The sequence below is a fragment of the Pseudomonas sp. HC1(2025) genome (assembly GCF_058742075.1).
Genome location: NZ_CP196017.1, coordinates 4,479,929 through 4,502,392, shown reverse-complemented (window position 1 = coordinate 4,502,392; position 22,464 = coordinate 4,479,929). Strand labels below are relative to the sequence as shown.

The following is a 22,464-nucleotide window of genomic DNA, read 5'->3' as shown; positions in this document are numbered from 1 at the left end:
CATTTGCAGTACCTGACCTACCGCAATCGCTGGCAAGCCAGCTCCTACAGACGGGCGTTGGGTCAGATGCTCTGGCGTAGCCTGGCCAAGTCGCGCAACGGCGGCGCGCCAAACAACCGGCTGTATTCCCGGCTGAACTGCGACGGGCTCTCATACCCCACCCGATACCCCGCCGCCGAGGCTTCCAGGCCTTCGGCGATCATCAGGCGCCGGGCCTCCTGCAAGCGCAACTGCTTCTGGTACTGCAACGGGCTCATGGCGGTGATGGCCTTGAAGCGGTGGTGCAGGGTCGACACGCTGAGATTCACTTCCTTGGCCAGATCATCGATGCGCAGCGGTTGTTCATAGTTGCCGTTCAACCAGGTGATCGCCCGGCTGACCCGATGGCTCTGGCTATTGGCCACGGCAATTTCGTACAGGCGATAGCCCTGTGGCCCACGCAGTAGTCGGTAGAGAATCTCGCGATTGATCAATGGCGCCAACATCGCGATATCTTTGGGCGTATCCAGCAGGCGTGCCAGGCGCAATACGGCGTCGAGCAACTGGCTGTCGATCCGGTCGACATACATGCCGCGTGCGGTCGGGCGCGTGGGCACGCCCATCGGCCCGGCTTCGGCAATCAGGGCGGTCAGTTGCGCCGGGTCGATATTGATGCGCACCGACAGGTTGGGGTCTTCGACCGTGGCGTCGATGACTCGCCCGGCCACCGGCATCGCGACCGAGAACACCAGGTAGTTGAGGGGGTCGTAGGCAAAAATTTCGTCGGCCAGGCGCACTTCCTTGCTGCCGTTGGCGAGAATGCACAGCGCAGGTTCCACCAGCACCGGCATGAAGTCGCGTGGCGTGTTGTGGCGGTTCAGGTACAGCGAGGTGATCGCTGTGCCGTAGGAACCGTCTTCCCAGGTATGCCGGTGCACAATGCTGGCCAGTTCGGCGCGCTGTTTTTCCATCTCGGCATCGAGGGGAATGGACTGCTGTTCGGGCGACGACATGGGGCGTCCTCTGCATGCTTCTTTGATGGGCACAGCTTAGCGGTGGCGGTGCAGCAGCGTTATGTCGATTCTGCACAATCCTTGCCTGATCCTGCGGCGCGTCTTCAATCAGGCAAGCACACAGCCTGTCATCTGCCTGAAACAAGGCGCCAACCCCTGCAATAAAGCCTGACGCCAAACCCTGGGTCTACGCTTCTGGCAGGATTGTGCAATAAGCCGGCAGGAATCGACTAACCGCGCTGGGGCCTGCGCCCGTATCTTTGACCCTGTGGCAACACGCCCCCACAGTGCTTGCCGAGCATCACTTCTCAACGGGAGAGTCGAACATGTCCACCCCCATTCCCGCGAGCCATATGGCCTTTATTCGCGCCCGCAGCGGGTGCAGCACCGAACTGGGTGCACGCTTGAGCAGTTTGATCGAACCGGGCCGCCAGGCTCAGGGTTGCCTGCAATTCTCGTTGCAGCACTCCCAGGTTGACCCCGATGTATGGCTGGTTTCAGGTTTCTGGAGCAGCGAACAGGCGATGAGCGCTTATTTCAGCTCGCCGGCCCTGATGCTGTTTACCGAGCTGTTGAACGATATGGTCGTGCGCAGCATGGACTTCCAGACCTTCACCGACGCATCCGCCGCCAATGCCTACGGCGAGTACCTGCAACTGGCAGGTTAAGGTTTAGAATGGCCGACTTTCCATTGGCCAGGACCTGCAACATGGCACGTAAAGAGTTTGCCCACCACGAAGCTGTTTCCGCCCTTGTACGCGAAGACCAGGGTGGCTATAGCGCCGCCATCGCCGTCAAGGCACTGGACGGCATGAGCGCACCGCGCTTTCACAAGATCCTCGATGGCCAACTGTTCAAGACTGCCGACGACGCCGACGATGCGGCGGCCCAGCAATTGGAGCGCTTGATCGCTATCGATGAAGAGGGCCAGTTGGCCTGGGCAACTGCAGCAAACTAAAGAACACCACCGACCCAATTGTGGGAGCGGGCTTTGTGTGGGAGCGGGCTTGCTCGCGAAAGCGTCATGTCAGCCAGCCAATTTGGAACTGATCCACCGCTTTCGCGAGCAAGCCCGCTCCCACACAAGCCCGCTCCCACATTTTTGACTGCATTGCATCCAATCAGGGTTTGGTAGCACCTGGTCGGTACATCTTGAACAGCGCTTGCGGCCCCAGCTGGAAATAATCCGCCGGGCCGCCGCCCCGCAGAATCGGCTCAGCCGCTGCGGTGTCGTACACCCCATCCTTGAGCAGCCATTTGGCGATGTGCACCGCGACCACTTCGCCAAGTACCAGCCAACTGGGCACCAGCTCCTTGTCGGCCCGCTGCAACTGAATGATCTGCGTGACCTTGCACTCGAACGACACCGGGCTTTCGCCGACCCGTGGCACGGCAATCACCTTGGACGCCACTGGCGTCAGCCCGGCCAGTTCAAACTCGTTGACCTCTGGCGACACGGCGGCGCAGCTCTGGTTCATCTGCTCGGCCAGCGGGCGCGTGGCCAGGTTCCAGACAAACTCGCCGGTCTGTTCGATGTTATTCAGGCTGTCTTTACGCCCGACACTGGAAAAACCAATGATCGGCGGGATGTAGTTGAAGGCATTGAAAAAACTGTAGGGCGCCAGGTTCAGGCGGCCTTCGCGGTCCTGGGACGAAATCCAGCCAATCGGGCGCGGGCCGACGATGGCGTTGAACGGGTCATGGGGCAGGCCGTGGCCGTTGGCGGGTTCATAGAAATGGATATCGTCAGGCATGGACGGCGGTTCCTGCGGCGGGGAAAGCGCAATAGTGCAGGCCCAAGGGCAGGATTTCCACCGGATTGGCGCTGCCCTATGGAATTTTCATCCATCGCCCACCTATTTTTCACAGCTGCACGGCCAGTCTGCACGCCAGGTCGATACCCCCCCATGAGTCGGCCTTTCGAGACTGAACTCTGGAGCCTTCTGCACAATGAACAAACTACCTCAGATTACCCTGGCGTTCTGGGTCATGAAGATCTGTGCGACCACCCTTGGCGAAACCGCCGGGGACTTGTTGTCGATGACCCTGAATGTCGGCTACGCCATCAGTTCGATGATCCTGCTCAGCGTGTTCCTCATCACGTTGCTGACGCAGTTATGGTCGAAAACCTACAACCCGGTGCTGTACTGGATCGTGATCCTGTCGACGAGCACGGCGGGCACCACCATGTCCGATTTTATGGACCGTACCCTGGGCCTGGGGTACGCCTCCGGTTCGATGATCCTGATTGTCCTGTTACTGATGGTGTTCGCCCTCTGGCACCTGAGCGGCAATTCGCTGAACGTGAACAAGGTGCAGACCCCGCGCGGCGAGCTGTTCTACTGGGTGGCAATCCTGCTCTCCAACACCCTGGGCACGGCCCTGGGGGACTTCCTGGCCGACGACTCGGGCCTGGGCTTTGCTGGCGGTGCGATGTTGATCGGCGCGAGCATCCTGCTGGTGGTGGCGCTCAAATACTGCACGACGGTTTCGTCGGTGGTGTTGTTCTGGGTAGCGTTTGTGTTGACCCGGCCCTTTGGCGCGACCCTCGGGGACTTCCTGACCAAACCCCATGAAAAGGGCGGCCTGGACTTTGGCACTGTCGGCTCATCGGCGGTGCTGGCGGCGGTGCTGCTGGTGATGATCGCCGGTGCCTGGTATGTACAGCGCCGGGATAACCGCCAGCCGCTGGCAGAGCTGTCCTGACGGGATAAAAAAGGGGCCATGTCATTTGCATGACATGGCCCCTTTTCTACACCTGGCGAACGCTTAGTCCGTGGTGATCCGCGAATGCTTGCGGGTGTCTTTCATGGTGATGTAGACCAACAGCGATACGGCAATACACGCGGTGACGTACCAGTAGTAGCCGGTTTCCATGCCGATGCTCTTGAACCACAGCGCGATGTATTCGGCGGTGCCGCCGAAGATCGACACGGTCAGTGCGTAAGGCAGGCCTACACCCAGCGCACGGATTTCGGTGGGGAACAACTCGGCCTTCACCACGGCGTTGATCGAGGTGTAGCCGCTGACGATGATCAGCGCCGCCATGATCAGGAAGAACGCGCCCCACCAGGTCTGGACAGTGTGCAGGGTGGTGAGGATCGGCACGGTGAACAGGGTGCCGAGGATGCCGAAGGCGATCAGGATCGGCCGGCGACCGACCTTGTCGGACAGGCCGCCGACAATCGGTTGCAGGCACATGAACAGGAACAGCGTGGCCGCAGAGATGGTGGTGGAGTCGGAGATGCTCATGCCGACGGTGTTCACCAGGTACTTCTGCATGTAGGTGGTGTAGGTGTAGAAGGCCAGGGTGCCGCCCATGGTCAGGCCGACCACGGTCATCAGTTCCTTGGGGTGGCGCATCAAGGTGCGCATCGCGCTTTCCTTGGCTTTTTCCTTCTTAGTGAACGACTCGGTTTCTTCCATGCCACGTCGCAGGTACAGGGCCACCACCGCGCACAGGGCGCCGATGGCGAACGGGATACGCCAGCCCCAGGCATACAACTCTTCAGTGGTGAGGAGCTGTTGCAGCACGATCAGTACCGCCAACGCGATGAGCTGGCCGGAGATCAGGGTCACGTACTGGAAGCTGGAGAAGAAGCCGCGACGTTCCTTGGTCGCCATTTCACTCAGGTAGGTGGCCGAGGTGCCGTATTCGCCACCTACCGACAGGCCTTGCAGCAAGCGGGCGAACACCAGCAGGATCGGCGCGCCGACCCCGATGGTTTCATAACCGGGGCTCAGGGCGATGATCAGCGAGCCGAAGCACATCAGCAGCACCGACGCCATCAACGCGGCTTTACGGCCTGCGCGGTCGGCGTAGAGGCCCATCAGCCAGCCGCCAATCGGGCGCATCAAAAAGCCCACGGCAAAAATCGCGGCGGTGTTGAGCAGTTGGGCGGTGGTGTCGCCTTTTGGGAAGAAGGCTTTGGCGAAGTACAGCGAGAAAGCGGCGTAGACGTACCAGTCATACCACTCGACCATGTTGCCGACCGATCCGCTGAAGATCGACTTGATACGGCTGGAAGTGGTGCGTTCTTGCGCCGGCGCAGCCGCCGACCCCAGAGGCAGGGAATTGGAGTTATCCATTGAAGGATCCTTCATGTCATTGTTTTTGTGGAGCGCGCGTCAGCGCAGCCTGGTTGCAGCTATAGCAGGAGCTGTGCCAAGCAGGGGGAGGCCCGGTCTAGAAGGGTTGCGGGATTTTTTTGAGCGGAAAGCCGCTGATGGTTTTTTGGTGATGAGCGGAAATCCGCTTATGGCGGCTGTCCTCATCGCAGGCAAGCCAGCTCCCACACTTGAATGTATTCGCAAATCAAAATGTGGGAGCTGGCTTGCCTGCGATGAGGCCCTAAGGGGCCTTCTCAATCGGGCGACAGAAACATTTCCCGGGTCAGCCCATGGCGCTGCAGCTTTTCATTGAAGGTCCGCCGTGGCAGTTGCAGCTCGGCCAGCACCGCCTTGATATCGCCCTTGTGCCGGGTCAGCGCAGCTTTCAGGCAATGGGCTTCGAACGCTTCCTGCTGGGCCGCCAGGGATTGCCCGGCCTCGATGCCTTCCGGCTCCGGCTCGCCGAGGCCCAGCACCTGGCGTTCGGCAACGTTGGCCAGTTCGCGCACGTTGCCCGGCCAGTCATGGCTGAGCAGCCGCCCCAATTGCGGCCCGCTGAGGGGCGCGGCCTCACGGCCCAGGCGTTCGGCGGCGCTCTGGGTGAAGTGGTCGAACAGCAGCGGGATATCTTCGCGGCGCTCACGCAGCGGCGGCAGGCGCAGTTGCGCCACGGTCAGGCGGTAGGCCAGGTCTTCGCGAAAACGTCCGGCGCGGGCTTCGTCCAGCAGGTCGGGCTTGGTCGCGGCAATGATGCGCAGGTCGACCTTGATGCTCTGGTTCGAGCCCAGGCGCTCCAGCTTCTGTTCCTGCAACACCCGCAGCAGCTTCACCTGCTGGGCCAGGGGCATGCTTTCGATCTCATCGAGAAACAGCGTACCGCCGTCGGCGTACTCCAGCTTACCGATGCGCTTGCCCTGGGCGCCGGTGAAAGCGCCGCTTTCATGGCCGAACAGTTCGGCTTCAAACAATTGCTCGGGAATCGCTGCACAGTTGAGCGCGACAAAAGGTTTTTTGGCCCGTGGCCCGAAGTCATGCAGGCAGCGGGCGACCAGTTCCTTGCCGCTGCCGGTCTCGCCACGGATCAGCACGTTGACCGGCAAGGCGGCGAGGTCCAGCACCTGGCGGCGCAAGTTCTGCAGGCTGCGCGACACCCCCAGCAGGCTCGACTCCAGTTGGGCGCGATGATCGGCCTGTTGGTGCAGGCGGCGGTTCTCCAGGATCAGCCCGCGCTTGTCCAGGGCCCGGCGCAGGCTGGCGAGCAGGGCGTCGGGGCTGAAGGGCTTTTCCAGAAAGTCGTAGGCACCGTCGCGCATGGCTTCGACGGCCATCGGCACATCGCCATGGCCGGTTAGGAGGATCACCGGCAGGTCGGCATCGCGCCGTTGTACTTCGGCCAGCAGCTCCAGGCCGCTGAGGCCCGGCATGCGCACATCGCTGAGAATCACCCCGGGAAAGTCCCTGGGCAGGTGGGCCAGGCAGTCCTCGGCGCGGCTGAACAACTGCACCGCGAACCCGGAGAGGTTCAGCCACTGTTCCACGGCCGTGCGGATGCTGGCCTCGTCATCAACCACGATCACCGCGTTCAGCATAGGTCCGGCGCCTCCAGCGCGATGGGCAGGGTCAGGGTGAAGACGGCGCCGTCGCCCTGATTGGCCGCACTCAGGCGTCCGCCCAGTTCATGCACGATAGCGTAGGACACCGCCAACCCGAGCCCGAGCCCGTCACCCACCGGCTTGGTGGTGAAGAACGGGTCGAACACGTTGTTCAGGTGTTCCTCGGCAATGCCGCCGCCGCTGTCGCTGACGCTCAGGTGCCACAGTTGTTGATCGGCATGCAGGCGGATTTCCAGGCGCTTGCGCGGTTTGTCGGCCATGGCATCCAGGGCATTGCGCAACAAGTTGATCAGCACTTGCTCCAGGCGAATGGCATCGCCGCGTACCCAGGCCGGGCGAGTCAGGTCGAGCACGGTGCCGATGGCTTCGTCGCGCAGGCGTGCGTCGAGCAAGTGCAGGGACTGGTCGACCACGGTTGCCAGGTCCAGGCGTTCGCGCAGGCCGCTGGGGCTTTTGCGGGCGAAGGTCTTGAGGTGGCCGGTAAGGGCGGCCATGCGAGTGAGCATGTCGTCCAATGGCGTCAGCGCCTGGTAGGCGTCATCGATGCGCCCGTGATCGAGCAGCAGGCGCAAGGTAGCCAGTTGCATGCGCTGGGTGGTCAGCGGCTGGTTGATTTCATGGGCCAGGGCCGCAGACATCTGTCCCAGCGCCGCCAGCTTGGCCGATTGCACCAAGCCATCCTGGGCGGTGCGCAAGGCGCGGGTGCGTTCTTCCACCAGGCGCTCCAGCTCTTCGCGGCTGCGCTGGCGCAAGCGGGCCAGGCGCCAGCGCTGGCTGAGGAACAGCACCAGGAACACCAGGGTCAACCACAGGCCCGCTGCGGCGAGGCCGGCGTTGCGTTGGTCTTCAAAGGCCACCTGGGGTTTGCGCAGCAGGTGCAGGGTCCAGCCTTCGGCTTTGAGGGGCAGGGACTCCCAGATGTAGTTGGCGTTGCCTTCGGGCCCGGCCACGCGCACCAGATGACTGTTCTCGTCAAAACGCTGCAAGGTCTGGGTGTCCAGGGGCTGCAATTGCTTCTTGTCGTATTGGCGCGTGGCCTTGAGTTCGGCCAGATCGTTGGCCGACAGTGGGCGCAGGTTGCGGTAACGCCATCCGGGTTTATTGGCGATAAACACGATGCCCCGGGCATCGCTGACCAGCAACAGGTCGTCGCCCTGGGCCCATCCGCGCTCCAGCTCCGGAAACTCCAGTTTCACCACCATGGCGCCGATGAACTGCTCCTGCTCATCCACCACCGCGCTGGAAAGGAAGTACCCCGGAATCCCGGTGGTCACCCCCACCGCATAAAAACGCCCGGTGCCCTGGCTGCGGGTCTGGCTGAAATAGGGGCGGAACGCATAGTTATGGCCGACATAACTGCTGGGCAGGCGCCAGTTGCTGGCGGCCACCGCCAGGCCGGTGCGGTCCATCAGTTCCAGGGTCGATGACTGCGCCGCACCGTTGATGCGCTCCAGTTTGTGGTTGAGCACCTCCTGGGTCGCCGGATCCAGCGGGCCTTTCAGGGCGCGGATCATTTCCGAATCCAGGGCCAGCACGGCGGGCAGGGCGCGGTAGCGTTCGATCAAGGTGTGCAAGGAGTTGGCATACAGCGCCAGTTGCTGGTTCGCACGGCCGGCATCGTCCACCAGGGACTGGCGTTCCGCCTGGCGCATGGCGACTGCGGCGGCCAGGACGGCACCGGCAATAATCAGCAGGGAGTAGAAGGTCAAACGCAATGGGCGAGGGATCGCGATCATACGAGAATGAACAGCTGCAGTAGGGGGCGAGCACCATAACATGCAGCAGGACGAGCGCAGTACTTGTGGGAGCGGGCTTGCCCGCGATTGCATCGACGCGTTCTGCTGCCAGACCGCAGTGCCTGCATCGCGGGCAAGCCCGCTCCCACAAAATCGCCGGTCATAAAAAAGGCGACTGTGGCATGGGGCCACAGTCGCCTTTTATCCTTGCGGGGACGTGCTTACTGCACTTCTACCGCCAGGCTTTCACTGATCTTTTGCTGCCAGATGGCGGGACCTGTGATGTGGACCGACTCGCCCTTGCTGTCGACCGCAACAGTGACCGGCATGTCCTTGACGTCGAACTCGTAGATCGCTTCCATGCCCAGTTCGGCGAAGGCCACCACGCGCGACTTCTTGATGGCTTGCGCCACCAGGTAGGCCGCACCGCCGACTGCCATCAGGTACACGGCCTTGTGGTCCTTGATCGCTTCGATGGCGGTCGGGCCGCGCTCGGATTTGCCGATCATGCCCAACAGGCCAGTCTGCTCGAGGATCTGGCGGGTGAACTTGTCCATCCGCGTGGCGGTGGTCGGGCCAGCCGGGCCAACCACTTCTTCGCGCACCGGATCTACCGGGCCGACGTAGTAGATGAAACGACCCTTGAGGTCTACCGGCAGGGTTTCACCCTTGTTCAGCATCTCGACCATGCGCTTGTGCGCCGCGTCGCGACCGGTGAGCATCTTGCCGTTGAGCAGTACGGTTTCTCCCGGTTTCCAGCTTTGCACGTCTTCCGGGGTCAGGGTGTCGAGATTGACGCGGCGGGCCGACGGGCCGGCTTCCCAGACAATTTCCGGGTAGGCGTCCAGCGGCGGCGCTTCGAGCGAGGCCGGACCGGAACCGTCGAGCACGAAGTGCGCGTGACGGGTGGCGGCGCAGTTGGGGATCATGCACACCGGCAGCGAAGCGGCGTGGGTCGGGTAATCCATGATCTTCACGTCGAGCACGGTGGTCAGGCCACCCAGGCCCTGGGCGCCGATCCCCAGTTGGTTGACCTTCTCGAACAGCTCCAGGCGCATCTCTTCGATACGGTTGGACGGGCCGCGCTTTTTCAGCTCGTGGATGTCGATGGATTCCATCAACACTTCCTTGGCCATGACGGCGGCTTTCTCGGCGGTACCGCCGATGCCGATGCCGAGCATGCCCGGTGGGCACCAGCCGGCACCCATGGTCGGAACGGTCTTGAGCACCCAGTCGACGATGGAGTCGGACGGGTTGAGCATGGCCATTTTCGACTTGTTCTCGGAACCACCGCCCTTGGCGGCCACGTCCACTTCCACGGTGTTACCCGGGACGATGGAGTAGTGGATCACGGCCGGGGTGTTGTCCTTGGTGTTTTTGCGCGCGCCGGCCGGGTCGGCGAGGATCGAGGCACGCAGCACGTTTTCCGGCAGGTTGTAGGCGCGACGCACGCCTTCGTTGATCATGTCGTCCAGGCCCATGGTGGCGCCATCCCAGCGTACATCCATGCCCACGCGTACGAACACGGTGACGATCCCGGTGTCCTGGCAGATCGGGCGGTGGCCGGTGGCACACATGCGCGAGTTGATCAGGATCTGGGCCATGGAGTCACGGGCGGCCGGCGATTCTTCGCGCAGGTAGGCTTCGTGCATTGCCTGGATGAAGTCAACGGGGTGGTAGTAGGAAATGAATTGCAGGGCGTCGGCAACGCTCTGAATCAGGTCGTCTTGCTTGATCACGGTCATGAGTCGCGCTCCTCTATAAGGGAACATTCAATAAAGGTGGCTTCAGATGGGTGTATCGGTCGCTGAAGCCACCTTTTCCAAGGCACGCCGGGTAGTGCTGGCGCGACGCTAAAAAGGCGCGGCAGTATAACCCGGCGCGATGGCCGATACACCCGACGATGGTCAAACTCTCCCGAACACCCTAGGAGCCGGCTCCTGCAAAAAGCAGTTACAGTGATCGCACATTTTGATTCGAGGCCTTTCATGCCTGAACTGCACGTCGGCGAACGCCAGTGGTCGGTCTCCACCGGCAGCAATCTGCTGGATGCCTTGAACCAGGCCGGTGTGGCCGTGCCTTACAGTTGCCGCGCGGGCAGTTGCCATGCCTGCCTGGTGCGTTGCCGGGGTGAGGTCGAGGACAAGCAGCCCGACGCGCTGAGCCCGGCCCAGCGCCAGGACGGTTGGCGCCTGGCCTGCCAGTGCCAGGTCACAGGCGATGTACAGGTCGAGGCCTTTGACCCCTTGCGCGACGGCGCGGCGGCAACGGTGCTGAGCGCCGATTGGCTGAACCCGACGGTGTTGCGCCTGCGCCTGCAACCCCAGCACGGGCTGCGTTACCGGGCCGGGCAGCACCTGGTGTTGTGGGCGGGGACGGTGGCGCGGCCTTATTCCCTGGCCAGCCTGCCCCAGGAAGATCCGTTTTTGGAGTTCCACCTCGATTGCCGCCTGCCCGGCGAATTCAGCGATCGTGCCCGCCGGCTTGAGGCCGGTGACCCATTACGCCTGGGCGAATTGCGCGGCGGGGCGTTGCATTACGATCCGGACTGGCAAGCGCGGCCGCTGTGGCTGCTGGCATCCGGCACGGGGCTGGGGCCGCTGTGGGGCGTGTTGCGCGAAGCCCTGCGCCAGGATCACCAGGGCGCTATCCGCGTGATTCACCTGGCCCATGATACGGACGGGCATTATCTGGCCGAGCCTCTGGCCCAGCTTGCCGCCAGCCACGGCAACCTCACCATCGAACTGTGGACGGCGGCGCAGTTGGCCGGTGCCTTGGCGCAACTGCGGCTTGTTTCCCGGCAAACCATGGCCTTGCTCTGCGGGCACCCCAGCAGTGTCGAGGCGTTTTCCAAGCGCCTGTTCCTGGCTGGCTTGCCGCGTAATCAACTGCTGGCCGATGCGTTCTTGCCCCGTGGTTGAGCGCTGATGGCTATCTGCGAGAACTCACCGTGTGCATTTGAAATGCATTGCAATGTGGGAGCGGGCCTTTGCAGTCAATCAATCACCCTCCCTTGGAATGCAAAAGGCCCTGGCATTCACATGCCAGGGCCTTTGCTTTGAGCAGGTCAGTCACTCAGACCATTGGGTCGCCAACGTGCAGGATCTTCATGCCGTTGGTGCCACCGATGGTGTGGTAGCTGTCGCCCTTGGTCAGGATCACCCAATCGCCTTTCTCGACTACGCCACGCTTGAGCAGTTCGTCGATGGCAGCCTGGCTGACTTGCTCAGGCGGCAGCGACGCCGGGTCGAACGGTACGGTGTAGACGCCACGGAACATGGCCGCGCGGGCCTGGGTTTCGCGGTGCGGGGAGAACGCGTAGATCGGGATCGAGGAACGGATGCGCGACATGATCAACGGCGTGTAGCCACTTTCGGTCAGGGCGATGATCGCCTTTACGCCCGGGAAGTGGTTGGCGGTGTACATGGCGGCCAGGGCGATGCTCTGGTCGCAGCTTTCGAACACTTTGCCGATGCGGTGGCTGGAGGTCTTGCTGGTCGGGTGCTTTTCAGCGCCGACGCAGATACGCGCCATGGCCTGGACCGCTTCCAGCGGGTACGGGCCGGCAGCACTTTCTGCCGAGAGCATCACGGCGTCGGTGTAGTCGAGCACGGCGTTGGCCACGTCGGACACTTCGGCACGGGTCGGCATCGGGTTCTGGATCATCGACTCCATCATCTGGGTCGCAACGATCACCGCTTTATTGTGGCGGCGTGCGTGCAGGATGATTTTCTTCTGGATGCCGATCAGCTCCGCGTCACCGATTTCCACGCCGAGGTCGCCACGGGCAACCATCACTGCATCGGACGCCTTGATCAGGCCGTCGAGGGTTTCGTCGTCGGCCACCGCTTCGGCGCGCTCGATCTTCGCCACCAGCCAGGCAGTACCACCGGCTTCGTCGCGTAGTTGGCGGGCGTATTCCATGTCGGCGGCGTCGCGTGGGAAGGACACGGCGAGGTAGTCCACTTCCATTTCGGCGGCGAGCTTGATGTCAGCCTTGTCTTTTTCGGTCAGGGCCGGTGCAGTCAGGCCACCACCGCGACGGTTGATGCCTTTGTGGTCGGACAGCGGGCCGCCGATGATCACGGTGCAGTTGAGCTCGGTGACGGTGGCGGTGTCGACACGCATGACCACACGGCCGTCGTCCAGCAGCAGTTCGTCGCCGACGCCGCAGTCTTTCACCAGGTCCGGGTAGTCGATACCCACGACTTGCTGGTTGCCTTCGGTCAGCGGATGGCTGGTGGAGAAGGTGAATTTGTCACCGATCTTCAGCTCGATGCGCTTGTTGGCGAATTTGGCGATACGGATCTTCGGACCTTGCAGGTCACCCAGCAGCGCGACGAAGCGGCCATGCTTGGCGGCGAGGTCACGTACCAGCTTGGCGCGAGCCTTGTGCTCGTCCGGGGTGCCGTGGGAGAAGTTCAGACGGGCAACGTCCAGGCCAGCCAGAATCAGCTGTTCGAGGACTTCCGGCGAGTTACTGGCCGGGCCAAGGGTGGCGACGATTTTGGTACGACGGACGGACATGCACGGACTCCTGAGTTCTAGCGCTGGGGAAGGCTACTATGCTCTTTGGCTGTAGTCATTGTTCGTTTGCACTACTTATTGTCGATTCGCTTGTTTTCACTCTATGACGCCAGACGAACAACCTTGAAGATTTTCGCCCAAGGGTCGATACACTGCTCAAGACAGGAGAACACCCCATGCGAGTTTTGATCATTGCTGCCCTGGCCGTCAGTGTTGTCGGCTGTACCCGTTGGTCGATGGACCATCATTTGAACAATGCCTACCGTGCCTACAACGTGGGCGATTGTGAGCGGGTCACCCTGGAATTGTCCCAGGTCGACCGTGAAAGCCGGTCCCGTCGCTACGTGCAGCCGGAAGTCTCGATGCTGCGTGGGCAGTGCCTGGAACGGCAGAAGTTGTTTGTGGATGCGGTGCAGACTTATCAGTTCATCATTAGCCAGTACCCATCGAGTGAGTACGCGTTCCGGGCCCGTGCACGCCTGGATACGCTGCAACAACTGGGGCATTACCCTGGCGCAAGTGCAGCGCGCGCGCGACCTGCAGCCTTGTGATGATATACGCCATTTAATTGCTGGCCTCTTGCCAGAGTTGGGCTATTCTTTTGAAGTACGTTTGTATAACTTTCAATTCAAACAGACACAAAAACAGGATTCGGTGGTTGTAGAGTGACAGGGCAGGGGCCGCTGTTGCACCGGGATCCAGGAGAGCGGGGGGGCATGTAGCTTCCCGGCCCGAATCACAGCAACGGCCACAGTCTTGGCCATTGGACGGCGATCTGATCATGTTGACTGACCGACGGATTGAGCGGCACCAGTTGCCCTATTTTTTAGAGGTGTTCAATCGCTTCACAGGTAAGCCCATCGGTTACTTGGGTAATATTTCCAGTGAAGGGCTGATGCTAGTCAGCCAATTACCCATGATGGTCAACGTGGATTTTGATCTGCGCTTGAAGATTCCAGGTCCTGAGGGTGATATGCACACCATTGATTTCACTGCGACCTGCCTGTGGAGTCGTGAAGATATCAACCCCAGGCATTACGACTCGGGGTTTTGCCTGTTGGAGGCGCCCGCGGAGTACGGTCAGCTGATTGTTGCGCTGTTGCAGTACTTCAGCTTTGACCCCTTGCAGGCTTCGGCCTAGCGTCACACACCATTCATAGAGCGCCGGCTTTTTTCCAGCCCAGGTATCGGGTTACCAGGTCGGCGCCCAGCTCAGAGGGATGGGCATCCATTACCATCAGGCCCTGCGCCTTGAGGCGGTCATGAAGTTCTTCCCGTGCATTGAGGTAATCGACGCTGCCACAGTAGGCCAGCGCCTGCGCCAAGGTCTGCACGGGAGCCTGGCGCAATTGATCCAGCACTCCTTCGCGCAGGCTCGCCACCAATACCCGGTGCTGGCGGCTGATGCGCTTGACGGCCGTCAGTAGTTCCTCATCGTCCTCATCGCGCAGGTTGGTCACTACGATCACCAGCGCCCGCCGTTTCTGGCGGGCCAGCAGCTGATTGGCGGCAGCCTGGTAATCGGCCGTGCGCCGGGTGCTGTCCAGGTCGTATACCGCGTTGAGCAACTGGTTCAACTGACCGCTGCCCTTGACTGGTGCCAGGTAGCGCGGCTGGTCGCAGGCGAAGGTACACAGGCCCACGGCATCGCCCTGGCGCAAGGCCACATAGCTGAGCAGCAGGCAGGCGTTGAGGGCGTGGTCGAAATGTGACAGTTCGCCGTCCTTGCTGCGCATCCGTCGGCCGCAATCGAGCATGAACATAATCTGCTGGTCGCGCTCATCCTGGTATTCCCGGGCAATCGGCGTGCGTTGCCGTGCCGTGGCCTTCCAGTCGATCTGGCGCAGGCTGTCGCCCTCGCGAAATTCGCGCAGCTGATGAAACTCCAGGCCCAGGCCGCGACGCTGGCGCTGGCGTACACCCAGTTGGCTGAGCCAGTTGTCTACCGCCAGTAACTGCGCACCGTACAGGCGGGCAAAGTCCGGGTAAACCCGGGTTGCATCCTTGACCGATACCTGGCGTTTTGCGGTCCACAATCCCAGGGGGCTGGGCAGATGCACCTCACAGCGCTCAAAGCTGAAATGCCCACGGCTCAAGGGGCGCAGGCGGTAGCCCAGGTCACTGTGTTCACCGGGGCGCAGGGCGATGAACTGCGGCAGGTTCTGCACGCTCAAACCATCCGGTACGTGATCAAACACCTTCAGCGTCAATGGCTGTGTGTAGTCATGCTCCAGGGTGATCCGCACCTCGCTCCAGCGTCCTAGCGCCAGGCTGCCTGGCATGTGCCGCCGCAGGCGTGGCGAGGGACGGCGTTTCAGACGGGCAGCATCGAGCAATGCCAGCAAAAGCAGCGCCAGGAGCAGGCCCCAGGCCACGGAGTGCAGGGCGGCCGGCACCTTGAATTGCAGGGCCATGGCCGTTCCGAGGGCGATGTTCAGGCCCAGCAGCACCGCGAGCCAGGCCAGCAACAGGCGAGTAGGTCTCATGGGCATGTCACTGGCGTGGCGCCGGCACTTGGTCGAGCAGTTGGGCCAGCACCTGATCTACTTCCAGGCCTTCGATATCCAGCTCCGGGGCGATGCGTACGCGATGGCGCAACACTGCCAGCGCGCAACTCTTGATGTCGTCCGGGGTCACGAACTCGCCACCGCGCAGCAGAGCCCGGGCACGGGCACCACGTACCAGGGCGATGGAGGCGCGAGGCCCGGCGCCAAGGGCCAGGCCGGGCCAGGTGCGGGTGGTCCGGGCCAGGCGCACGGCGTAGTCGAGTACCTGGTCATCCAACGGCAGCTCACTGGCGACCTGTTGCAACAGCAGTACATCATTGGCTTGCAGCACGGTGCGCAATGGCTGTACGTCGAGCATGTCGGCGCGGGAGGAACGAGTCACTTCGCGCACCATATCCAGCTCTTGCTGCGCTTCTGGGTAGTCCATGCGTACCTTGAGCATGAACCGGTCGAGTTCGGCCTCCGGTAGTGGGTAAGTGCCTTCCTGTTCGATGGGGTTCTGGGTGGCCAGCACCATGAACGGCTGGCCGATGGGCAAGGCTTCACCCTCGAGAGTGACCTGTCGTTCCTGCATGGCTTCGAGCAGGGCGGCCTGGGTTTTCGCCGGGGCCCGGTTGATCTCGTCCGCCAGGAGCAAATGGGTGAACAACGGCCCTTTGCGCAGCTTGAATTGCTCGGTGTGCAGGTCGTACACCGCATGGCCTGTGACATCGCTGGGCATCAGGTCCGGGGTGAACTGGATGCGTGCGAAGTCGCCGTCAAAGCAGCGCGCCAGGGCCCGTACCAGCAAGGTCTTGCCCAGGCCGGGTACGCCTTCAAGCAGCACATGGCCGCCGGCGATCAACGCGGTCAGTACGTCATCGATCACCGCATCCTGGCCAATCACTGCCTTGCGCAACTCGGTGCGCAGCGCCTGGGCGAGTTGGGTGGCGCGCCCGGTGTCGAGGGTATTGGGTAAATCCACTGGAGAATCGCTCATAGGGCATTCCTGAGGGTTTGCAGGCAGGCCACCTGGCGGCTGAAATCGGCGCTGGAAAGCCGTTTTGCCGGGAGTGGGCCCAGGGCCTGGCTGATAATTGAAGCGGGTTGGCGGGTCAGGCGTTCAAGGGCCTGCCATTGTCCTGCGGTATCCAACTGTTCGAATCCGGGGTGGCGGCGACGTGCGGTACGCAGGATGTCGCGCTGCAAGGCTTGCAACAGGCTGTTTTGCCCGCTGCGGCGCAGCAGGAAGTCGGCACTGGCATTCAGGTGTTCCTGCAGCTGACGGCGGGCTTTCGGGGCTGGCGCCTGGATGGGCCCCTGGCGTACGCTGGCGCGCCACAACCCCAGTAGAATCAAGGCGGCCAGTGCTACCAGGGCCTGGGGAAAATACCGCAGCACCAGACTGAACAGGTTTTCGACGTCCGTGTTAGATAGCAGGGTGACATCGCTGCCCTGGGTCAGGTACCACAGCAGCCAGGCGTTGTCGTGCAAGCCGATGGCCGGGGTCTTCCACAGCTCTCTGTCGGTGATCACCGTTACACGACCCAGCCCGAGATCGAGTTGCATCAGGTGGCTGGACTTGGCGCTGTTGGCCGAAAACTGTGCCAGGTGCCTGGGGTCGATCAGGGTGAAGTCAGTGTCGAAACTGAAAAACGCCGGCGCGGTTTCGTTATCGACATACAGCCGTGTCAGGTCCGGTTTCTTGTTCTTGCGGGCGGGGGGCGGCAGGTCAAAGTCATCGCTGAAGGCCTGGCGCAACTGCAGGCGATCGAGCAGCAGGTCGCCGCTGTCCTGGGTTTCTTCATCCCATATGGCTTCGGCCACCAGCAGCAGATGGCCGCCAGCCTTGGTCCACTCCAGCAACTGGTCAACCTGGCGCGGGGTCATGTTGCTGCGTTCGCTGAGCAACAGCAGGCTGCCGCTCTTGGCGGGCAGGGTGGCCAGGCGTTCCAGGCTGCGGGCATGCTCGACGGCCAGGCCTTGCTGGCGTAGGAAGTGTTCCGCCGCCAGGTAGGGGTTGGCCTGGGCTTCAGGTGAGGGCCCGCGGTCAACCACTTCTTCGTAGGGAATCGCCTTGTGCCAGGCATAGAAGCTCCCGGCCGTCAGCAGGCAAGCCAGGATCAGTCCAATCCAGATCAGTGGCCGGTTCATCGCGCGGCCTCGCTGTCGAACAAGCGGCGCCAACCGGCGCAGAGCTGTTGCTGGGCCAGGGCAGGCGGTATGCGATGGCCGTAGGCGAGGTTTTGCCAGTGCCGGGTCAGGTCGTCGCTAAAGGCCAGCAATTGCGGCTGTTGCAAGTGGCGCACCCGTTCCAGGACCTGGCCTTCGGTATCGGCGTTTTTCAGTGGCAGGTGGAAGTCATGCAGCAGCCGGCTCAGCAGGCCGCGATACAGCAGGCCAAGGGCCTCACGGGGCTGTGTGGCCCACAGTTGTTCGGCGGCACCGGCAATATCCTCGGGCAAGGTCTGCACGCCCATGTCCAGGCCGAACAGTTGCGACGGCACGGGCTGCACGGCCTTGGGGCGTTGGACGCGGCGACGACTGACAAAGGCGTGCAGCCAATCACGATAACGCCAGGCAACCAGGGCAATGCCGGCGATCAGCAGGCCCCAGAGCAGCACCTCCATCACCAGGGCCAGGGGCTTGAAGGTGTCGCTGTTGAGATTGTCCAGCAAGGATTTGAGCCAGGCCGGCAGATGGGCACCTCCCGGGGACTTGGCGTTGCTGCTGCTCTTGTCCTCGCCGAAACGGTAGCGGGTAACGGTTTGCGGATTCTTGAACGGGGGTTGTTCCAGCAGGCGCTTGATCGATTGACTGGCTTGCGGCGTGCTCAACGGTTTTGAGTCGACCGGCGGGTTGGCCATGGCCTGGGGAGTTGGCGCGATCACTAGCAGGCCGACAGCCAGCAACAGGGCGGCCACTGCCGACCCCAGGCGCTGGCGCAGGCGGCGGAACACCAATTCCAGGTCCCAGGCTTCAAGCACGGTACGCCGGTTCAGGTAGAGGCTGAATCCACATGCCACGTAGATCGGTTCCCAGAACACCAGGATCAGGGCGTAGAAGGCATTGCTCAGGTGCTCCAGCCAGAGCCAGTCCTGGCTGCTGGCCAATGCCAGTTGCTGCCAGTCCCAGTCCAGCTCTACCTGTTGCGGCAGGAACAGGTAGAACAGCGCCATCAAGCCGATCCACAGCGCCGTTTCCAGGTGCATGCCGATCAGCGTCAGCCAGCGCGCCGCGCCGGCATTGCGTTGCAGCAGCACACCCAGCCGTTGTTGGCGGGCCAGGCCGCCGAGGCCCTCAAGTTGCATCACGGGCATGGCAAAGCTGCGACTGAGGCTAAAGCGCCGCCAGGTCAGGCTGGCCAGCAGTTGCCCCTTGAGCAGCCGTGGCCATTGGCGCAGCGCCTGTTTGAGCGTCGGCGTCTCGCCAAACAGCGCTTTGGACAGGATATACAGCGGCAGGCGCTCAAAGGCCGGTTTCAACCACCAGAACAACAGCACGGCAACGGAGGGGTAGTCCCACAACACGACGCTGATCAGGATAAAAATCGGCAGGCTGACCAAGGCCCAACTGCTCATCAAGAGCACGCGGTGCTCACGGGCGAGCAACACTCCGAGGTCCATGGCTTCCCACGAGGAGCGGGGGCGAATCACCACGCTGGCGTCACTCAGGCGCATGATGACTCCTGCCGGCGAACAGCAGATAGGCGATCACCATCGCCCAGAGCGCCGCGCCCACCAAGTATTTGCCCCAGGGCTCCACGGCCGTGGTGGAGGACCAATAGGCTTCTATAAAGGCCGCGATCAGCAGGAACAGAATCACCCCGCAGATCATTTGCACGCTTTTACTGGCTGCCAGGCGCAGTGCTTCCCCCCGGGGCAATGCTCCCGGTGCGATCAACGCCCAGCCCAGTTGCAGGCCGGCCGCACCGGCCAGGGCGATGGCCGTCAGTTCAAACGCGCCGTGGCCGATGACAAAGGACCAGAAGGTTTGCCCGTAGCCGATTTCGGTCAGGTGCCCGGCGATGGCCCCGATCATCAGGCCATTGAAAAACAGGAAGAACACGCTGCCCAGGCCAAACAGCAGGCCGCCGGCAAAGGTCTGGAACGCGATGCCGATGTTGTGCATCACGTAGTAGCCGAACATCATCCAGTCCTCACTCGAGGCCCGCTCGGCCGCGCGCCCCAGGCGACTGGCGTCGGGGTCGTACATGGTTTGCATCTCGGTCACTTGCTGGGTACTGACGATGGTGTAGATCAGGTCGGGGAACAGATAGACCAGCAGGGCAATGCCGACCAGGCTGCCAAAGAACAGCAGGCTGGCCACCAGCACGAAGCGCCATTGTTCGCGGACCGTGCGGGGAAAGTCGGCCAGCAGGAAGCCCAGGACCTTGGCGCCGAGCTGGCTGCGATGGCGATACAGCTGCTGATGGCCGCGCAGGGCCAACTGTTGCAACGGGTCTACCAGGTAGCTGCTGTAGCCACGCTCCTGCGCCAACGCCAGGTGCTGGCACAGGCGTCGGTAATCATGGGGGAAGTGCGTCAGCTCCTGGGCCTTGCCTTGCTCAAGCAATGCCAGTTGCGCGGCAAAGGCTTCCCAGTGCGGCTGGTGACGGCTTTCGAACAGGCTCTGTTTCATGTCGGCCCCAGCAGGCCGCGGGCCACGCCATTGAGCTGGTCCACGGCGCGTGCCGGGGAAACCTGCAAGGGCGTGGCCAGAATCGCCGCCAGCTCTTGGGTGCGCTCGGCGGACAGTTCACCCTGGCGCTCGGCAAAACCGAGGATCGCGCGCTGCTCGTTCAACGCCAGGGCAAAGGGCAGGCGCAATGCCGGGGCCTGGGGCAAGAGAGGGCGGGCCACGGGCTGTTCGCGGTAAACCACCAGGGTCCCGGCTGCGATGTCGCCCAGGCGTTTGAAGTGGGGATGTTGCAGGCAACTGATGGCGCCGAGGAAATAGCCGAACGGCAACATATCGACAAAACGCAGCAGGTTGCGGATCAAGGAGGCGGACCAGCCAATGGGCGTGCCGTCATCTTGTACCACGCGCAGGCCCATGATCTGCTTGCCCGGTGAACAGCCCTGGTTGAGCACTTCGAACAGCACCATGTACCACCAACTGACGAGGAACAGCAGGATCGAGCCCAGGCCGATGCCCAGGTCGCCGAGAAACGCTAGGGCGATGAACAGGATGCCGAGAATCAGGCCGCGCAGGCCCAGGTCGAAGCCGAATGCCAGCGCCCGGGGCATCAGCCCGGCGGGGCGCAAGGGCAGGTCGATGCCTTCCGGGGTCTCGATCTGGTAGCGAGTGTCCAATGGGGCGGTGGGCATTGCGTTCCCTGGCAGTGCGGCGTGGCTGGGCATGGGCAACCTCATCGGGCGGCCGGCGAAAATGAGAGGTCGATGCTAGCAGTGTCATCGCTGCAAGTAACACCTGAAAATGCGCCAAGGTTTCACTGAATGTTTATCCAGTGCACATGGCGCTGGCCCCGGGCGGCGTCCAGCGCCTAGACTTTGTCGGTCTTCAGCACAGGAATAGCCCGTGACCTCGATCTTCTGGTACGACTATGAAACCACCGGCATCAACCCGCGCAGCGACCGTCCGCTGCAGGTTGCGGGAATTCGCACCGACCATGACCTCAACGAGGTAGGGCCGCCGGTCAACCTCTATTGCCAGCCCAGCGACGATATCCTGCCGCACCCGGCGGCTTGCATGATCACCGGCATTACCCCTGGCCAACTGGCGGAAAAAGGCCTGGCCGAAGCCGACTTCATGACGCGGGTGCATGCTGAGCTGGCGGCCCCCGGCACTTGCGGCGCGGGTTACAACACCCTGCGTTTCGACGACGAAATGACCCGCTACAGTTTGTACCGCAATTTTTTCGACCCCTATGCTCGGGAATGGCAGGGCGGCAACAGTCGTTGGGACTTGATCGATGTGCTGCGCACGGCCTATGCCCTGCGCCCAGACGGAATCGTCTGGCCCGAGCAGGACGGGCGCGTGACCCTCAAGCTGGAGCGCTTGACCCAGGCCAACGGGATCGACCATGGCCAGGCCCACGAGGCCTTGGCCGACGTGCGCGCCACCATTGCCCTGGCGCGATTGGTCCGGGAAAAACAACCCAAGTTGTACGACTGGTTGTTTCAACTGCGCAGTAAACAGCGGGTCATGGATCAGATCCGCCTGTTGCAGCCCATGGTGCATATTTCCGGGCGTTTTTCTGCCGAGCGTCATTACCTGGGAGTGGTCCTGCCGTTGGCTTGGCATCCGCGCAATCGCAACGCGTTGATTGTCTGTGACCTGGGGCTCGACCCACAGGGCCTGCTGGACCTGGATGCCGAAACCCTGCGCCGGCGCCTGTACACCCGGCGCGATGAGTTGGCCGACGGCGAATTGCCGGTGCCGCTCAAATTAGTGCATATCAATCGTTGCCCGGTGGTCGCGCCGCTGAGTGTATTGCGCGCGCAAGACCAGCAGCGTTTGAACCTGGACATGCCTGAATATCAGGCCCGGGCGCTGCGGCTAACTGACGCACAGGAACTTTGGCGGGATAAATTGCCGGCGATTTATGCCGAAGAAGATTTCGCCGCCAGCGCTGACCCGGAGCAACAGCTCTACGATGGTTTTATTGGTGATCGGGATCGGCGGTTATGTGAACAAGTCCGCACTGCCGAACCTGCGCAACTAGCGCGCCAGCAGTGGCCTTTTGATGATCATCGTTTGCCGGAATTATTGTTTCGCTATCGTGCCCGTAACTTTGCGTACACCTTGGACGATGAAGAGCAACAACGCTGGAAATTGTTCTGTCAGCAACGCTTGTCAGACGCGGATTACGGTGCCCCCAATACCCTCGAGAGTTTCAATAAGGCCAGGCTTGAATTGGACGTTAGTGCTACATCGTTTCAGCGCCAGGTACTGGATGAATGGCAAGAATATGTTGATGCTTTACGCCGGCGGCTGAGCCTGTAATCGACCTTTGATAAACAGTGGGCAATAAAAA

General features: G+C 62.2%; 20 protein-coding genes. 7 read left to right on the top strand and 13 right to left on the bottom strand.

Annotation, left to right across the window (positions count from 1 at the left end):
- Positions 1 to 62: 62 nt before the first annotated feature.
- Entirely contained in the window at positions 63 to 992 is a 930-nt protein-coding gene (locus ACSSVH_RS20135; RefSeq protein WP_169954634.1) for an AraC family transcriptional regulator, read from the bottom strand.
- Positions 993 to 1,318: 326 nt separating this feature from the next.
- Between ACSSVH_RS20135 and ACSSVH_RS20130 the strand changes: the two genes are divergently transcribed.
- Complete coding sequence (locus tag ACSSVH_RS20130; RefSeq protein WP_024077189.1) at positions 1,319 to 1,660, top strand: antibiotic biosynthesis monooxygenase family protein; 342 nt, start codon at positions 1,319 to 1,321, stop codon at positions 1,658 to 1,660.
- 8 nt (positions 1,661 to 1,668) lie between these two features.
- On the top strand, positions 1,669 to 1,950 hold the full coding sequence (locus ACSSVH_RS20125; protein ID WP_169954636.1) for a hypothetical protein: 282 nt from the start codon (positions 1,669 to 1,671) through the stop codon (positions 1,948 to 1,950).
- Positions 1,951 to 2,113: 163 nt separating this feature from the next.
- Here the strand turns inward: ACSSVH_RS20125 and ACSSVH_RS20120 are convergent, their stop codons facing one another.
- Positions 2,114 to 2,746 carry a flavin reductase family protein gene (locus ACSSVH_RS20120; protein WP_170041879.1) on the bottom strand — a complete coding sequence of 211 codons (633 nt, stop codon included), beginning with the start codon at positions 2,744 to 2,746 and terminating at the stop codon, positions 2,114 to 2,116.
- A gap of 196 nt (positions 2,747 to 2,942) precedes the next feature.
- Between ACSSVH_RS20120 and ACSSVH_RS20115 the strand changes: the two genes are divergently transcribed.
- The gene (locus tag ACSSVH_RS20115; RefSeq protein WP_169954638.1) at positions 2,943 to 3,698 is read left to right on the top strand and encodes a COG4705 family protein; all 756 of its coding nucleotides are present in this window, start codon (positions 2,943 to 2,945) and stop codon (positions 3,696 to 3,698) included.
- A 63-nt stretch (positions 3,699 to 3,761) separates the two neighbouring features.
- Here the strand turns inward: ACSSVH_RS20115 and ACSSVH_RS20110 are convergent, their stop codons facing one another.
- The 4 genes from ACSSVH_RS20110 to ACSSVH_RS20095 all read right to left on the bottom strand — a co-directional run bounded on the left by ACSSVH_RS20110 (position 3,762) and on the right by ACSSVH_RS20095 (position 10,196).
- On the bottom strand, positions 3,762 to 5,081 hold the full coding sequence (locus tag ACSSVH_RS20110) for an MFS transporter (RefSeq protein WP_169954639.1): 1,320 nt from the start codon (positions 5,079 to 5,081) through the stop codon (positions 3,762 to 3,764).
- A 275-nt stretch (positions 5,082 to 5,356) separates the two neighbouring features.
- Complete coding sequence (locus ACSSVH_RS20105; protein ID WP_169954640.1) at positions 5,357 to 6,691, bottom strand: sigma-54-dependent transcriptional regulator; 1,335 nt, start codon at positions 6,689 to 6,691, stop codon at positions 5,357 to 5,359.
- Positions 6,685 to 8,451, bottom strand: coding sequence for an ATP-binding protein (locus tag ACSSVH_RS20100; RefSeq protein WP_169954641.1), 1,767 nt, complete (start codon positions 8,449 to 8,451; stop codon positions 6,685 to 6,687). The genes ACSSVH_RS20105 and ACSSVH_RS20100 overlap by 7 nt, the downstream gene beginning before the upstream one ends.
- 221 nt (positions 8,452 to 8,672) lie before the next feature.
- Positions 8,673 to 10,196, bottom strand: coding sequence for a fumarate hydratase (locus ACSSVH_RS20095; protein ID WP_131062231.1), 1,524 nt, complete (start codon positions 10,194 to 10,196; stop codon positions 8,673 to 8,675).
- 243 nt (positions 10,197 to 10,439) lie between these two features.
- Here ACSSVH_RS20095 and ACSSVH_RS20090 point away from each other — a divergent pair, with 243 nt between their 5' ends.
- Positions 10,440 to 11,372 carry an iron-sulfur-binding ferredoxin reductase gene (locus ACSSVH_RS20090; RefSeq protein ID WP_492633640.1) on the top strand — a complete coding sequence of 311 codons (933 nt, stop codon included), beginning with the start codon at positions 10,440 to 10,442 and terminating at the stop codon, positions 11,370 to 11,372.
- Between the two features lie 154 nt (positions 11,373 to 11,526).
- On the opposite strand, the gene pyk is transcribed toward ACSSVH_RS20090, so the two are convergent.
- The gene (gene pyk / locus ACSSVH_RS20085; protein ID WP_029295454.1) at positions 11,527 to 12,978 is read right to left on the bottom strand and encodes a pyruvate kinase; all 1,452 of its coding nucleotides are present in this window, start codon (positions 12,976 to 12,978) and stop codon (positions 11,527 to 11,529) included.
- Between the two features lie 176 nt (positions 12,979 to 13,154).
- On the opposite strand from pyk, the gene ACSSVH_RS20080 reads away from it, so the two are divergent.
- Both ACSSVH_RS20080 and ACSSVH_RS20075 read left to right on the top strand, forming a co-directional pair.
- Positions 13,155 to 13,529 (top strand): tol-pal system YbgF family protein, encoded by a 375-nt coding sequence (locus tag ACSSVH_RS20080; RefSeq protein WP_170041883.1) that lies wholly within the window; start codon positions 13,155 to 13,157, stop codon positions 13,527 to 13,529.
- A 230-nt stretch (positions 13,530 to 13,759) separates the two neighbouring features.
- Positions 13,760 to 14,119 (top strand): PilZ domain-containing protein, encoded by a 360-nt coding sequence (locus tag ACSSVH_RS20075; RefSeq protein ID WP_169954701.1) that lies wholly within the window; start codon positions 13,760 to 13,762, stop codon positions 14,117 to 14,119.
- Positions 14,120 to 14,132: 13 nt separating this feature from the next.
- Here ACSSVH_RS20075 and ACSSVH_RS20070 read toward each other — a convergent pair whose 3' ends face one another.
- The 6 genes from ACSSVH_RS20070 to ACSSVH_RS20045 are packed head-to-tail and all read right to left on the bottom strand — an operon-like array spanning position 14,133 to position 20,794.
- Positions 14,133 to 15,464 (bottom strand): DUF58 domain-containing protein, encoded by a 1,332-nt coding sequence (locus ACSSVH_RS20070; protein WP_170041884.1) that lies wholly within the window; start codon positions 15,462 to 15,464, stop codon positions 14,133 to 14,135.
- Between the two features lie 7 nt (positions 15,465 to 15,471).
- The gene (locus ACSSVH_RS20065; RefSeq protein ID WP_170041885.1) at positions 15,472 to 16,464 is read right to left on the bottom strand and encodes an AAA family ATPase; all 993 of its coding nucleotides are present in this window, start codon (positions 16,462 to 16,464) and stop codon (positions 15,472 to 15,474) included.
- Complete coding sequence (locus ACSSVH_RS20060) at positions 16,461 to 17,618, bottom strand: DUF4350 domain-containing protein (RefSeq protein ID WP_492633639.1); 1,158 nt, start codon at positions 17,616 to 17,618, stop codon at positions 16,461 to 16,463. Before ACSSVH_RS20060 ends, ACSSVH_RS20065 begins: the two co-directional genes overlap by 4 nt.
- Positions 17,615 to 19,144, bottom strand: a complete 1,530-nt coding sequence (locus tag ACSSVH_RS20055) for a DUF4129 domain-containing protein (protein ID WP_492633638.1) — start codon at positions 19,142 to 19,144, stop codon at positions 17,615 to 17,617. Before ACSSVH_RS20055 ends, ACSSVH_RS20060 begins: the two co-directional genes overlap by 4 nt.
- Positions 19,131 to 20,105, bottom strand: coding sequence for a stage II sporulation protein M (locus tag ACSSVH_RS20050; RefSeq protein ID WP_492633637.1), 975 nt, complete (start codon positions 20,103 to 20,105; stop codon positions 19,131 to 19,133). Before ACSSVH_RS20050 ends, ACSSVH_RS20055 begins: the two co-directional genes overlap by 14 nt.
- Entirely contained in the window at positions 20,102 to 20,794 is a 693-nt protein-coding gene (locus ACSSVH_RS20045) for an RDD family protein (protein WP_170041889.1), read from the bottom strand. The genes ACSSVH_RS20050 and ACSSVH_RS20045 overlap by 4 nt, the downstream gene beginning before the upstream one ends.
- A gap of 211 nt (positions 20,795 to 21,005) precedes the next feature.
- Between ACSSVH_RS20045 and sbcB the strand changes: the two genes are divergently transcribed.
- Entirely contained in the window at positions 21,006 to 22,433 is a 1,428-nt protein-coding gene (gene sbcB, locus ACSSVH_RS20040; protein WP_170041890.1) for an exodeoxyribonuclease I, read from the top strand.
- Positions 22,434 to 22,464: the final 31 nt, after the last annotated feature.

What these genes read in the sequence shown, in the direction of transcription:
- ACSSVH_RS20125 (WP_169954636.1), top strand. Translation starts at nt 1,669, where the DNA reads ATGGCCGACTTTCCATTGGCCAGGACCTGCAACATGGCACGTAAAGAG.
- ACSSVH_RS20060 (WP_492633639.1), bottom strand. Translation starts at nt 17,618, where the DNA reads ATGAACCGGCCACTGATCTGGATTGGACTGATCCTGGCTTGCCTGCTG.
- ACSSVH_RS20055 (WP_492633638.1), bottom strand. Translation starts at nt 19,144, where the DNA reads ATGCGCCTGAGTGACGCCAGCGTGGTGATTCGCCCCCGCTCCTCGTGG.
- ACSSVH_RS20105 (WP_169954640.1), bottom strand. Translation starts at nt 6,691, where the DNA reads ATGCTGAACGCGGTGATCGTGGTTGATGACGAGGCCAGCATCCGCACG.
- ACSSVH_RS20135 (WP_169954634.1), bottom strand. Translation starts at nt 992, where the DNA reads ATGTCGTCGCCCGAACAGCAGTCCATTCCCCTCGATGCCGAGATGGAA.
- ACSSVH_RS20100 (WP_169954641.1), bottom strand. Translation starts at nt 8,451, where the DNA reads ATGATCGCGATCCCTCGCCCATTGCGTTTGACCTTCTACTCCCTGCTG.
- ACSSVH_RS20045 (WP_170041889.1), bottom strand. Translation starts at nt 20,794, where the DNA reads ATGCCCACCGCCCCATTGGACACTCGCTACCAGATCGAGACCCCGGAA.
- ACSSVH_RS20090 (WP_492633640.1), top strand. Translation starts at nt 10,440, where the DNA reads ATGCCTGAACTGCACGTCGGCGAACGCCAGTGGTCGGTCTCCACCGGC.
- ACSSVH_RS20095 (WP_131062231.1), bottom strand. Translation starts at nt 10,196, where the DNA reads ATGACCGTGATCAAGCAAGACGACCTGATTCAGAGCGTTGCCGACGCC.
- ACSSVH_RS20070 (WP_170041884.1), bottom strand. Translation starts at nt 15,464, where the DNA reads ATGAGACCTACTCGCCTGTTGCTGGCCTGGCTCGCGGTGCTGCTGGGC.
- ACSSVH_RS20050 (WP_492633637.1), bottom strand. Translation starts at nt 20,105, where the DNA reads ATGAAACAGAGCCTGTTCGAAAGCCGTCACCAGCCGCACTGGGAAGCC.
- ACSSVH_RS20075 (WP_169954701.1), top strand. Translation starts at nt 13,760, where the DNA reads ATGTTGACTGACCGACGGATTGAGCGGCACCAGTTGCCCTATTTTTTA.
- ACSSVH_RS20120 (WP_170041879.1), bottom strand. Translation starts at nt 2,746, where the DNA reads ATGCCTGACGATATCCATTTCTATGAACCCGCCAACGGCCACGGCCTG.
- ACSSVH_RS20110 (WP_169954639.1), bottom strand. Translation starts at nt 5,081, where the DNA reads ATGGATAACTCCAATTCCCTGCCTCTGGGGTCGGCGGCTGCGCCGGCG.
- ACSSVH_RS20065 (WP_170041885.1), bottom strand. Translation starts at nt 16,464, where the DNA reads ATGAGCGATTCTCCAGTGGATTTACCCAATACCCTCGACACCGGGCGC.
- ACSSVH_RS20115 (WP_169954638.1), top strand. Translation starts at nt 2,943, where the DNA reads ATGAACAAACTACCTCAGATTACCCTGGCGTTCTGGGTCATGAAGATC.
- ACSSVH_RS20130 (WP_024077189.1), top strand. Translation starts at nt 1,319, where the DNA reads ATGTCCACCCCCATTCCCGCGAGCCATATGGCCTTTATTCGCGCCCGC.
- ACSSVH_RS20080 (WP_170041883.1), top strand. Translation starts at nt 13,155, where the DNA reads ATGCGAGTTTTGATCATTGCTGCCCTGGCCGTCAGTGTTGTCGGCTGT.
- pyk (WP_029295454.1), bottom strand. Translation starts at nt 12,978, where the DNA reads ATGTCCGTCCGTCGTACCAAAATCGTCGCCACCCTTGGCCCGGCCAGT.